General features: G+C 44.5%; 12 protein-coding genes. All 12 read left to right on the forward strand.

Annotation, left to right across the window (positions count from 1 at the left end):
* The first annotated feature begins 11 nt into the window (after positions 1-11).
* Positions 12-443 (forward strand): aspartate carbamoyltransferase regulatory subunit, encoded by a 432-nt coding sequence (locus tag ACTQ1L_RS10450; RefSeq protein WP_012743176.1) that lies wholly within the window; start codon positions 12-14, stop codon positions 441-443.
* Between the two features lie 8 nt (positions 444-451).
* On the forward strand, positions 452-2713 hold the full coding sequence (gene priA, locus ACTQ1L_RS10455; protein WP_441367022.1) for a replication restart helicase PriA: 2262 nt from the start codon (positions 452-454) through the stop codon (positions 2711-2713).
* A 21-nt stretch (positions 2714-2734) separates the two neighbouring features.
* Positions 2735-3211 (forward strand): peptide deformylase, encoded by a 477-nt coding sequence (gene def / locus ACTQ1L_RS10460; protein WP_012743174.1) that lies wholly within the window; start codon positions 2735-2737, stop codon positions 3209-3211.
* Positions 3212-3265: 54 nt separating this feature from the next.
* Entirely contained in the window at positions 3266-4198 is a 933-nt protein-coding gene (gene fmt / locus ACTQ1L_RS10465) for a methionyl-tRNA formyltransferase (RefSeq protein WP_441367024.1), read from the forward strand.
* A gap of 68 nt (positions 4199-4266) precedes the next feature.
* Positions 4267-4971, forward strand: a complete 705-nt coding sequence (locus tag ACTQ1L_RS10470; protein WP_441367025.1) for a zinc metallopeptidase — start codon at positions 4267-4269, stop codon at positions 4969-4971.
* A gap of 199 nt (positions 4972-5170) precedes the next feature.
* Positions 5171-6595: a 16S rRNA (cytosine(967)-C(5))-methyltransferase RsmB gene (gene rsmB / locus ACTQ1L_RS10475; protein WP_441367027.1), complete on the forward strand. Its 1425-nt coding sequence runs from the start codon at positions 5171-5173 to the stop codon at positions 6593-6595.
* Between the two features lie 92 nt (positions 6596-6687).
* Positions 6688-7752, forward strand: coding sequence for a 23S rRNA (adenine(2503)-C(2))-methyltransferase RlmN (gene rlmN / locus ACTQ1L_RS10480; protein ID WP_441367029.1), 1065 nt, complete (start codon positions 6688-6690; stop codon positions 7750-7752).
* Positions 7753-8481, forward strand: coding sequence for a Stp1/IreP family PP2C-type Ser/Thr phosphatase (locus ACTQ1L_RS10485; RefSeq protein WP_308656666.1), 729 nt, complete (start codon positions 7753-7755; stop codon positions 8479-8481). It begins immediately after the preceding gene.
* Positions 8482-8495: 14 nt separating this feature from the next.
* Entirely contained in the window at positions 8496-10628 is a 2133-nt protein-coding gene (gene pknB, locus ACTQ1L_RS10490; RefSeq protein WP_441367031.1) for a Stk1 family PASTA domain-containing Ser/Thr kinase, read from the forward strand.
* Between the two features lie 530 nt (positions 10629-11158).
* Positions 11159-12067, forward strand: coding sequence for a ribosome small subunit-dependent GTPase A (rsgA, locus tag ACTQ1L_RS10495; protein WP_441367033.1), 909 nt, complete (start codon positions 11159-11161; stop codon positions 12065-12067).
* Between the two features lie 101 nt (positions 12068-12168).
* The gene (gene rpe, locus ACTQ1L_RS10500; protein ID WP_441367034.1) at positions 12169-12819 is read left to right on the forward strand and encodes a ribulose-phosphate 3-epimerase; all 651 of its coding nucleotides are present in this window, start codon (positions 12169-12171) and stop codon (positions 12817-12819) included.
* Positions 12820-12882: 63 nt separating this feature from the next.
* Positions 12883-13527 (forward strand): thiamine diphosphokinase, encoded by a 645-nt coding sequence (locus tag ACTQ1L_RS10505; RefSeq protein ID WP_441367035.1) that lies wholly within the window; start codon positions 12883-12885, stop codon positions 13525-13527.
* Positions 13528-13578: the final 51 nt, after the last annotated feature.

Consider the following 13578-nt stretch of genomic DNA (forward strand, 5'->3'; position numbering starts at 1 on the left):
AGGAGGATAATATGCTGAATATTAGTGGAATACATGAGGGCTTTGTGCTCGATCATATCAAGGCAGGTATGAGTCTTCAGATTTACAGGGATTTAAAGCTTGACAAGCTCGACTGTACAGTTGCAATCATAAAGAATGCAAAGAGCAGCAAGATGGGCAAGAAGGATATCATCAAGGTAGAGTGTCCGATAGAGTCGTTAGACCTCGATATCCTTGGATTTATCGACCACAATATCACTGTAAATGTGATAAAGGGTGACAAGATTGTGGACAAGATGGAGCTTAAGCTGCCTCATCAGGTGAAAAATGTCATCAAGTGCAAAAACCCAAGATGCATCACTTCAATTGAGCAGGAGCTTGACCAGATTTTCGTGCTTTCCGATGAGAAAAACGAAATCTACCGCTGCAAGTACTGCGAGGAGAAATACGAAGGAGTTAAATAGTATCAGTTATGTATGCCAACGTGATTGTGGATATATCCCACGAAAAACTGGATAAGACATTTCAGTACAGCATCCCGGATGAGCTTTTATGCGACATCCGTCCGGGTGTGTGCGTGGATATTCCATTTGGCAGCCGAACTATCACAGGCTATGTGATTGAGGTCACGGATAAGCCTGAGTACGACCCGGCAAGGACAAAGCCTCTTATCGGGATAAAGGCAGACTCTGTGGCTGTGGAGGCAAAGCTCATCGCACTTGCGGCATGGATACGGCGCAATTACGGCTCTACCATGAATCAGGCGCTTAAGACTGTTATACCTGTAAAGAAGCAGGCTAAGGAGCAGGTGAGCCGCAGTATTGCACTGAAAATAGACAAGGTAAAGGCAAGGGCGCAGCTTGCGCTTTGCGAGGCAAAAAAACAAAAGGCAAAGGCCAGGCTTTTCCGTGCGCTGATTGATGCTGATGATGGGGCGCGCCTTGAGTATTCCTTTGTGACAGGCAAGCTGTCGGTGTCGGCTGCCACTATAAGAGCGCTTGAGCAGAGCGGCTTTATCGAGGTCATCACACAGAGCGGCTACAGAAATCCTGTGGAGCATATGAGTGTGGACACCTATGATAAGGTACTGAATGCTGCGCAGCAGAGTGTGGTTGATGCGATAGAAGGCGACATTGCCGCTGGCCTTAGAAATACTTATCTGATTAAGGGTGTCACCGGAAGCGGCAAGACAGAGGTGTACATGGAGCTTATCGCACACTGTATACAGTCCGGGCGTCAGACGATTGTGCTGATTCCCGAGATTGCCCTCACTTACCAGACCGTGATGCGTTTTTTTGCCAGATTTGGGAACAGGGTTTCGATAATCAATTCAAGACTTTCAAATGGTGAGCGTTATGACCAGTTTGAGAGAGCTAAGAATGGTGATATTGATATCATGATTGGCCCGCGGTCGGCGCTGTTCACACCTTTTTCAAATTTAGGACTTATCATAATAGATGAAGAGCACGAGAATTCATACAAGAGCGAGTCGGTGCCACGCTATCATGCAAGAGAGGTGGCGATAGAGTATGCGCGCATGTCCGATGCTATTGTGGTACTTGGCTCTGCAACACCGTCGGTGGATAGCTATTACAAGGCAAAGACAGGTGTTTACAGGCTTTTGGAGCTGGATAAGCGTGTGGACGACAGACCTCTTCCAAAGTGTGAGGTTGTCGATTTGAGGCAGGAGCTTCGTGAGGGAAACCGCTCGATTCTTTCCACCAGGCTTCAGGAGCTTATGGAGGAGAGGCTTCTAAATGGCCAGCAGACCATGCTTTTTTTAAATAGAAGGGGCAAATCGGCATTTATGTCGTGCAGAGCGTGCGGTTTTGTGGTAAAATGTCCTCATTGCGATGTATCACTCAGTGAACATAGCGGCGGAGTGATGGTCTGTCACTACTGCGGCTACAGACAGCCGGTGCCTAAGGTGTGTCCGAGCTGTGGCTCGAAGTACATTAGCGGCTTTAAGGCCGGCACACAGAAGATAGAAGCGATGGTGGCAAAGCGTTTTCCACAGGCGCGCATACTGCGCATGGATTATGACACCACAAGGGCGAAGGATGCGTATGAGAAGATTCTGCAGGCATTTTCCAATCATGAGGCCGATATACTTATCGGTACGCAGATGATTGTAAAGGGGCATGATTTTTCAAATGTCACGCTGGTTGGTGTGCTGGCGGCGGATATGTCACTGCATGTGAATGATTTTCATGCGGCGGAGCGCACATTTGCGCTGCTGACCCAGGCGGCAGGGCGCGCCGGCAGAGGAAAGCTGCCCGGCAATGTGGTTATCCAGACCTACGACCCTGACCACTATGCCATCCGGACTGCCAAAGAGCAGGATTATGAGGCTTTTTATGATAAGGAGATAGAGTACAGGAGGCTTATGAACTATCCACCTGTATGGAATATGCTTTTAGTACATGTCACATCACCTGATGAGAGTGAGTGCGGCAGCATGGCACAGCAAGTGTACGATATAGCTTCGCAAATGATATCGCATACAGATGAAAATCAGAGCCCGGATGATAGGCATCTGATTCAGCTCATCGGTCCTGCGGATGCGACTATCGCCAAGGTAAATGACATATACCGCAAGGTGATTTACATGAAGACATCTGACTATGCGGCGCTCATTTCCATAAAAGATGGCATAGAGCAGGCGGTGAAAGCTGATACGGCAATGAAACATGTTAATATCTCATTTGATTTCAATCCGATGAGTGGATTTTGATAGATATAGAAGGAGGCAATTATGGCACTTAGAACTATTAGAGTGGAGGGAGACCCTGTACTTGGCAAGGTCTGCAGAGAGGTTACGGAGGTGACTCCAAAGATAGTAACACTTATTGATGATATGCTTGAGACTATGTATGAGGCTAATGGTGTAGGACTTGCCGCACCACAGGTTGGCATATTAAAGAGGATCGTTGTTATCGATGTGGGCGAGGGTCCAATCGTGATGATTAATCCTGAAATTATCGAGTCTGACGGAGAGCAGACCGGCGATGAGGGCTGTCTTTCAGTACCGGGAAAGGCCGGACAGGTGACCCGCCCGAATTATGTAAAGGCTCGCTTCATGGGCGAGGATATGAATGAGTATGAGATAGAGGGAGAAGAGCTTTTGGCCAGATGTATATGCCACGAGCTTGACCATCTCGACGGACATCTCTATGTGGAGAAGGTTGAGGGCGCACTTCACGATGTGACATATGAGGATACACAGGAGTAATCATTAGGATGACATTTGTTATCTGAGCTTGGAAAATATCTGGGAGGCAGTAAGATGAGAGTAATTTTCATGGGAACACCGGACTTTTCGGTGGGAACACTTGAGGCAATTATAGAGGCAGGGCACGAGGTGGCACTGGTTGTCACACAGCCCGACAAACCAAAGGGCCGCGGCAAGACAATGCAGTATACACCTGTCAAGGAGTGTGCGCTTTCGCACGGTATTGAGGTATTCCAGCCGGTTAAAATAAGAGAGAGTACTAATATAGAGTATCTCAGAAAGTTTAATGCAGATATAATAATTGTGGTTGCTTTTGGACAGATTCTGTCAAAGAGTATTCTTGATATGCCTCGATACGGCTGTATCAATGTGCATGCTTCACTTTTGCCAAAGTACAGAGGTGCGGCGCCTATCCAGTGGGCTGTGATTAACGGTGACGAGTTTACAGGTGTCACTACCATGAGGATGGATGAGGGCGTCGATACCGGTGATATGATTGCAAAGAGTACAGTCAGACTCGCACCTGATGAGACCGGCGGCAGCCTGTTTGATAAGCTCTCAGCAGAGGGAGCAAGGCTGTGTGTGGAGACCATGAAGATGATAGAGGATGGCACTGCAGAGTATACTCCTCAAAACAGCGAGGAGGCCACACATACATCAATGATTAGTAAGGAGCTTGGCTTTATCGACTGGACAAAGCCGGCTGTTGAAATTGAGAGGCTTATAAGGGGGCTTAATCCATGGCCGAGCGCATACACCAACCTAAACGGTAAGACATTTAAGGTGTGGAGTGCAAAGGTGATTGACGGCAGCGATGATTATGAGCCGGGCTGTATTTATCATATCGGAAAAAATGATATGTATGTACAGACAGGAAAAGGAGCATTATCTTTAGTAGAGGTACAGCTCCAGGGCAAGAAGCGCATGGATACAGGTTCATTTTTGAGAGGCTGTCATGTGGAAGAGGGCTCGTTCTTCACATTATAGTTATCATTATAAGTAACTATTGACAAACTACTACACGCATTATAATAAGCAGCAAGGAGAGATGATACATGGGATATTATTACTGGGATCCGACATATATACTCGTTGTGATAGGTGCAGTTATATGTATGATTGCATCGGCAAGAGTTAAAGGTACATTTAATAAATACTCGCAGCTAAGAAGCATGTCAGGCATGAATGGCGCACAGGTAGCTCAGAGAGTGCTTCAGGCGGCAGGCATATATGATGTGCAGGTGCGTCATGTGTCCGGCAGTCTGACGGACCACTATGATCCGCGCACCAAAACAGTGAATTTATCTGATCCTGTGTACAATGCCACATCGGTCGCAGCACTTGGCGTAGCAGCCCATGAGTGTGGACACGCTATACAGCATGCAAAAAGCTATGCACCTCTTTCAATCAGGAGTGCACTTGTGCCTATAGCTAATTTTGGCTCAATGCTTGCATGGCCTGTCATACTTATCGGCTTGTTCTTTAACACACGCTCGTCAGGGCTTATTATTGATATAGGCATATTGTTGTTTTCGGCAGCAGTGCTTTTCCAGCTCGTGACATTGCCGGTAGAGTTTGATGCTTCAAGACGTGCGCTTGTCATGCTTCGTACACAGGGCATACTTGCAGATGACGAGCTTAAGTATACTAGAAAGGTACTTAAATCAGCGGCACTTACCTATGTAGCCAGTGCGGCGGCTGCTATTTTACAGCTCCTTCGTATCATACTCATCACAAACGGACGCAGGCGTGACGACTGATACTGTTGTAGCTGCTGTTTGCCTGTGATTTTATAGGGTGGCAGTTCAAATTGGATATATTAGTTAGAAAATTAAATGTATATGTAACTATTCGGCAACATCATCATGAGTAACTGAAAACTTTTGCGTTCATGAAAGTATGATACATAAGTTTTTTTGATTTCAGTGATTCTGAATAGCTGCAAGTAGATTAATCTATATGACATCGAATAAGAATATAAATAATCATAGTAAAAATAATCATAGTAATAAAAATAGCCAAATAAACATAAATAATATACCGGGCAGACCGGCAAAATCAAATGTGGCAGCGCATAATGAGCACTCTGTAGATACGCGTGAGCTTGCCCTTGAGATGCTTATTGAGATTAATGAGCGTGGAGCATTTTCACATATCGTGCTTAGTAGTGTGCTTGACAAGTATCAGTATCTGTCAAAGCAGGACAGAGCCTTTATGACGAGGCTTGTTGACGGCACTATCGAGTATATGCTGCAGCTCGACTACATCATAGACTCTTTTTCAAAGACAAAGGTAAGGAAGATGAAGCCCTTCATCAGAAACCTTCTTCGCATGAGCGTCTACCAGATAAAGTACATGGACGCGGTGCCGGATTCAGCTGTATGCAATGAGGCGGTGAAGCTTGCAAAGAGGCATAAGTTTGCACAGCTTTCGGGCTTTGTAAACGGTGTACTCAGAAATATTGCAAGAAATATAGATTCAGTACAGTTTGATACCTTAAGCATCCGATACTCCATGCCACAGTGGATAGTGGACAGATTTGTATCAGCATACGGAGAGAAGAAGGCAGAGGAGATTTTCAAGGCCTTTCACAATAAGAGCACAATAAGCATCAGGACAAACCTGACCAGGTGTACTCCGGATGAGCTTCGTGCAATGCTTGAGGCAGAGGGTGTGACGGTCACAGCGGTTGATGAACTTAATTATGCGTTTGTTATATCTGGATTTGATTATTTGAATGGCCTGCAGAGCTTCAGAGACGGACTTTTCTATGTGCAGGATATCAGCTCCATGCTTGTCGCCCAGACTGCTGCTCCAAAGAAGGGCGACTATGTGATAGATGTATGCGCAGCACCGGGCGGCAAAAGCACACATATCGCTGAGCTTTTGCAGGGAAGCGGACATGTGCTCGCGCGTGACCTGACCGATAACAAGGTCGATATGATTGAGGAAAATATAGAAAGGCATGGTCTTAACAATATGTCGGCAGAGGTGTGGGATGCCACAGTACCTGATGCTGATTCGGCGGGAAAGGCAGATATACTCATCTGTGATCTGCCGTGCTCAGGGCTTGGAGTGCTCGGAAGAAAGAAGGACATCCGCTACAAGATGACACCTGAGTCTGTAGATGAGCTTGCCGCTCTTCAAAGACAGATACTTGATACCGTGCATACATACGTGAAGCCAAACGGAGTGCTCGTGTACAGTACATGTACGATAGACGAGGCTGAGAACGAGGACAATGTGAGCTGGTTTATTGAAAAGCATCCGGAGTTTGAGCTGGATAAGAGCTTTGCTGAGGGCACCGGAATGAAACAGATGCTGCCCAGTGAGCATGGAAGTGACGGATTCTTTATTGCAAGATTTACAAAAAGCAAATTATGATATTAAAGTAAATCATGAATTAATAAATATAAATGGGTTCGAATTAGTAGAATTATAAAACAATAGTTAAATGAAGATTTAATAAAAATAATATGGAACAGATAAAAGAACAACTAACTGACATCAAATCAATGAATATGGATGAACTCACAGAGTTTATCATATCGCTCGGAGAAAAGAAATTCCGTGCGAAGCAGATATATGAGTGGATTCATGTGAAGCATGTGGACAGCTTTGATGAGATGACCAATATTTCAAAAAAGTTCATACAGGTATTAAAGGACAATGCAATACTCATCTCGCTAAAAAAAGAGGAGGTGCAGGTGTCAAAGCTCGATGGCACGAGAAAATATCTCTTTGCACTGGACGATGGCAACGTCATAGAGAGTGTGCTTATGAAGTACAAGCATGGTAATTCGGTGTGCATATCTTCGCAGGTTGGCTGCAGGATGGGGTGCAGATTCTGTGCATCCACTCTTGATGGTCTCGTCAGGGGGCTTAGGCCGTCCGAGATGATTGACCAGATTTATCAGATAGGCAAGGACATAGGGGAGCGCATCTCAAATGTGGTTGTCATGGGCACAGGTGAGCCGCTTGACAATTACGACAATCTGCTGCGCTTTATAGAGCTTCTTACTGATGAAAACGGAATCAATATCAGCCAGCGTAATCTGACAGTTTCCACATGTGGTCTCGTACCGCGTATGAGACAGCTTGCAGATGAAAAGCTTTCTATCACGCTGGCACTTTCACTGCATGCCTCCAACCAGGAAAAGAGAAAAGCTCTCATGCCGGTTGCAAACAGCTATGATATACATGATGTGGTGGATGCATGCAAATATTATTTTGCACAGACCGGCCGCAGGGTGACAATTGAGTACAGCCTGGTTGGTGGAGTGAACGATACAGCCGAGGATGCAGCAGAACTTTCGGCACTTGTGCATGGCATGAACTGTCATATAAATCTGATTCCAGTAAATCCTATAAAGGAGCGCGATTACGTGCAGTCCAACAAGGGTGTTATTGAGGCTTTTAAAAATAAACTTGAAAAAAACGGAATTAATGTTACTATTAGAAGGGAAATGGGCAGAGATATAGATGGTGCCTGTGGACAGCTTCGCAAGAAGCATATAGATAAAGAGAGAGGAATAAACTAGATGAAGACTTTTTCCATTACGGATGCAGGCATCATTCGTGAGATGAATCAGGATTATTACTTCTCATCAGATACCGCAGTAGGAAATCTTCCGAATCTTTTCATCGTAGCAGATGGAATGGGAGGACACAAAGCAGGTGACTACGCATCAAGACATACTATAGAGCGTGTAGTGGCATCAGTATCCAGAAATGGTGGGGATGAGCCTGTTTCCATCATAAAAGAGGCCATAAATAAGGCCAATGAGATTTTGGTGGCGGAATCACGAGAGGATGAAACAAAAAGTGGTATGGGTACCACTTTGGTTATTGGAACTATAATAGGAAATAAGCTTTTTGTGGCTAATATCGGAGACAGCAGGCTGTATATTGTGGGAAGTACAGAACCTATTAGACAGATAACAAGGGATCATTCGTTGGTTGACGAGATGGTCAGAATGGGTGAAATCAATGCTGATGAGGCTAGAGTGCATCCAGACAAGAATATTATCACGAGAGCAGTCGGTGCAGCAGAACATGTGGAGGCAGACTTTTTTGAGGTTGAGCTTTCGGATGATGACAAAATACTTCTGTGCACGGATGGACTTACCAATATGGTAAGGGATGAGGAAATACTTGATATTATCAGAAAAAATGACAATATTGAGGATGCAGCATCGCAGCTTGTTGGAATGGCCAATGCAAATGGCGGCCGTGACAATATCACAGTAATGATTATTAAACCATTTTAAAACGAGGTAAAGGAATGTTAGAAGTAGGAAGTTTTTTGTCGGATAGATATGAAATTCTAAGTAAAGTCGGCGCAGGCGGAATGAGTGATGTGTACAAAGCAAAGGATCATATCCTCAGTCGTTTTGTTGCCATTAAAGTTTTGAAGCAGGAGTTTTCTGAGGACAGTTCATTTGTGACGAAGTTTCGTGCAGAGGCACAGTCAGCAGCAGGACTGGAGCACCCAAATATTGTTAACATATATGATGTGGGCAGCGAAAATGGTTTGTACTACATTGTTATGGAATATGTGGAGGGAATCACACTCAAGACTTATATTGAGAAGAAAGGACAGCTTTCATTCAAAGAGTCAGCGAGCATAGCAATTCAGGTTGCAAGAGGAATTGAGTCAGCACACAATAAAAATATCATTCATCGAGATATAAAGCCACAGAATATTATTATTTCAACAGAAGGCAAGGTAAAGGTAACAGACTTTGGAATTGCCAAGGCGACATCATCAAATACTATAAGCTCTGACGTGATGGGATCAGTACATTATGCATCACCGGAGCAGGCAAGAAATGGATTTGTTGACGGAAGAAGTGACATTTATTCACTCGGTATTGTGATGTTTGAGATGGTGACAGGTCGTGTACCGTTTGATGGAGAGACGACAGTTGCGGTTGCGTTACAGCACTTACAGGAGGAAATCGCCAGACCAAGCAAATATGCACCCGATCTGCCAATCAGCTTTGAAAAGATTATACTGAAATGTACACAGAAAACTCCGGACAGAAGATATCAGACAATAGAAGAGCTTTTGGCGGATATAAGACGTTCGCTTGCACATCCTGATGAGGATTTTGTGACAATTGCCCCATTGGTTGATAATGGAAAAACTAAAGTTATAAGCCCACAGGAGCTCGAACAGATAAAAGAGGGAAGAGGTGTCGCTGAAAATCTGGACGATACGGATGATGAAGAAGATGATGACAGTGATGAGATTGACGATTCACTCCTTGACGATGAGGATTATGATGATGAAGAAGATGATGAGGAGAATGACGGTAAGCTGTTAAATCCGAAAATGGATAAGGCTATTACAATTATGGGAATTGTCACAGCGGTAATAATAGTTATTGTTATTATTTATCTTGCTCTTTCAGTATTTGGTGTGTTCAAGTTTTCCGGAAAGAAAAACTCAGAGTCACAGCAGACAGAGACACAGACAGAGTCTGAATCAGAGTCAGAATCAGAGTTCGAGTCAGAAACAGAGAAAGAAGGACAGATGGTTGACATCAGAGGAATGTCAGTGGATGATGCTCAGGAGAGAGTCGACAGATTAAAGCTTGATCTTACTGTATTTGCATATGAGACAAGGCAGTCAGATGAGGAGGACGGCACTATTCTGGAGCAGGACGTAAAGGCCGGAGATGTGGTAAAGCGAGGCACTCAGATTAATGTAGTTATCGCAGGAAAAGGTGATAACACATCAGAGATGGTAAAGATACCTAGTGTAATAGGAAAGACAAAGAGCTCAGCAAAGAGCACACTTGAGTCAGCAGGCTTTAATGTCAACTTTGAGTACGGAGATTACAATGACAGTGTAGCAGCAGACGTAGTAACAGCACAGTCACCATCAGCCAAAAACCAGGCCGCAAAGGGCAGCACAGTAACAGTCACACTCTCACCTGGTCAGAAGCCAATCACCGTGCCAAATGTAGTAGGCTACACACAGACACAGGCAGAAAGCGCCCTCGCAGGAGCAGGTCTCAAGTACACCTACGCCGACTCCCAGTATAGCGACACAGTAGCCGCCGGCAGCGTAATCAGCCAGACCAAATCCGGTGAAACCGTAGCCGCAGGCACCACAATCACACTGACACTCAGTAAGGGTAAGCAGGAGATATCAACTAATGTAAGTAAAGAAATTAGTTATAGTGGAGAGGGAACTGTAGCTAAAGTAGAGTATAAGCTTGTAGGTAAAAGTGGAACTGTATACGATAAGGGGTCATATGAAAATACGTCATCATTTACAGTTTCTGGAACAATGAAAGAAGCTACAGGAAGTATTGTGGTTACTTGGAAAATTGAGACAGGGGAAACAGATGAAGCAGGAAATCCTGCAACTGTTACACTTGATCCAGTAACGTATAGCGTGCCATAAGCATAAGAGACGTTAAATAATTATTATAAACCGGAATAGCAAAAAAGAGGTAGATATTGTCATAGCGTGGGGCAGCACAAGGAAAACGAGCCGTAGCGCAGCTACGTCAAGTTTTCCGTATCGCCATCATATTTGTAAATACACACAATACACATATAGCGTACAAAGCAGCAACCCAATACATGTCTTTATTGTAGCCACCGGATAGCACCCACAAAGTGGTGCTATCCGCACTCCACTACCACACCAACCCGCGGACGAGAACCTGAACTCGCGGAGAGGAAGTAAGGAAGCGGGGGCAGGCATGTGTTCCGAGAAAAAAATATGAATTGCCCCGGGATGCCATAAACCTACCGGGGAAAAAACAGGGCAGAGCAAGCCATAGCCTGTCCGTAGGAGAGCCCGGGGCCGGCTTCATATTTTTTAAGAGGAATATATGCCTGCCCCCGCCACTCACACAACCTTAAAGCGTGGCATGCACCCTGCCGAAAGCGTGACTCCCGCAAATACAAAAGCACACAAGGAAAACCATGACAGGAAAAATTATTAAAGGAATTGCCGGCTTCTACTACGTTTACGTAGAAGAAACCAAATGGGCAAAAGAAAATGCCACAGGCGGCACCCTATACGAGTGCAAAGCAAAAGGCACCTTCAGAAAACAAAAGATAAAGCCACTGGTAGGAGATACAGTTGACATAGCAGTCCTCGACGAGGAAAAGCATATAGGCAATGTCGAGCGTATACTGCCACGGAAAAACGAACTTATCAGGCCGGCTGTGTCCAATATAGACATGGCCCTGGTTATTTTTGCATCCGCAAAGCCGGATCCCAATTTCAACCTGCTTGATAGGTTTTTGTGTATGATGGAGTATCAGCATGTGCCGGTCACCATATGCTTCAACAAAAAGGATCTTATCACGCCCCAAAAGCAGCAGGAGCTTAAAAGCATATACGAGCCGGCTGGCTATAGAGTGCTGTTTACCAGCACGAAAACAGGTGAGTGCATAGATGAGATAAAGCACATTTTAGAGGGAAGGACGACCACGGTTGCAGGTCCCTCGGGAGTTGGCAAGTCATCCATCATCAACTGTCTGCAGGATGATGTGCAGATGGAGACCGGACATATAAGTGAGAAAATAGAGCGCGGAAAGCATACGACCAGACATTCTGAGATTGTCCCGATAAAGGATGGCACATATATCATGGATACACCCGGATTTAGTTCGATGGATGTGCCGGGCTTTAAAAAGGAAGATTTGTGGACTTGTTATCCGGAGTTTGTAGAATATGAACCGTATTGCAGGTTTAAAGGCTGTAGTCATATAAACGAGCCGGACTGTGGCGTGAAGGAGGCTCTTTCAGATGGAAAAATATCGCAGGTGCGCTATGATAACTATAAACTTCTGTATGAGGAGCTGAAAAACAGACAAAGATATTAATTAAAAGTATACTAAGATAATACATTTCAACTAAAATATAATCAAAACTAAAGCAAAATAGAGCATTATCAAAACTAAAGCATAATCAAACGGAGGGAAACATGAACTGTTTATCACCATCAATTTTATCAGCGGATTATTCAATACTTGGAGAGCAGCTTAAGCTGCTTGACGAGGCCGGAGCACAGTATGTGCATATAGATGTTATGGACGGCAGCTTCGTTCCCAGCATATCAATTGGGCTGCCTGTCATAAAGACAATCAGAAAGTGCACAGAGCGTATGTTTGATGTGCATCTGATGATAGATGAGCCGGGCAGATACATAGATGATTTTGTGGCAGCAGGAGCTGATATCATCACTGTTCATGCGGAGGCATGTAAGCATCTTGACAGGACAATCGAGGCAATAAAGGAAAAAGGCATATTGGCAGGTGTAGCATTAAATCCGGCTACTTCGCTCTCGGCAATTGAGTATGTGTTGCCTAAGGTGGACATGGTGCTTATCATGACGGTGAATCCCGGCTTCGGTGGACAAAAGTTAATTCCGTACACTGTAGACAAGGTGCGTGACCTAAAGGCTCTTCTCGAAAAATCAGGAAATAAGGCTGATATTGAGGTTGATGGAGGCGTGAATCTGGAGAATGTAGAGACACTGCTTGCGGCAGGTGCCAATATCATAGTAGCAGGAAGTGCAGTGTTTAGCGGAGATATAGAAGAAAATGTAACCGGTTTTCTTAATATTATGATGTAGCTGTTGCCGGTTAAACCGTGATAAGAACAGAAAGATATATTATTCAGGAGAGGGGGAGATAAAGTGCGTTATTTGATTGTCTGTGGTGGAAAAATAGATAAGGAATTCGGCTTAAATGAGATAAAGACTGACGGAATAGATGCCATAATTGCGGCTGACAGTGGAATGGATTTCTTATACGAAAACGGTGTCACGCCTGATATAATTGTAGGTGATTTTGATTCAGCCACGAAAACGGTTTTAGAGTATTTTGAGGGCAGGGGACAGACCGAGATACACAGGCTTAATCCGGTAAAAGATGATACCGACACAGAGTATGCCATAAGACTTGCGATAAAGCATGGTGCACGAAGCATAGTGGTGATTGGTGCAACAGGCTGCAGAATAGACCATGTACTTGGCAATATTTCGCTTCTTGGAATAGGACTGGAAAGTGGAATTGATATCAGGATTATTGATGCAAACAATCGTATTAGGATGGCAGATAAGCCGGTAACCATCGGAAAGTCAGCACAGTATGGCAGGTTTGTCTCTCTTATAGCATTGACAGATGACAATGAGGTGAGCCTTAAGGGCTTTAAGTATCCTGTTACTGATTATTCCTTTGACAGATTTACATCGCTTGGCATATCCAATGAAATAATTGATGACCATGCAGTGATTGATATCCATAGGGGAAAATTCATCATTATTGAGTCAAAAGATTGACTTTTTGGGAGCTTTGGGCTACCATTGTTTTAGAATTATTTCGGAAAAGTC

This window comes from Agathobacter sp. LCP21S3_B2 (assembly GCF_052118705.1).
Taxonomy (GTDB): Bacteria; Bacillota; Clostridia; order Lachnospirales; family Lachnospiraceae; genus Roseburia.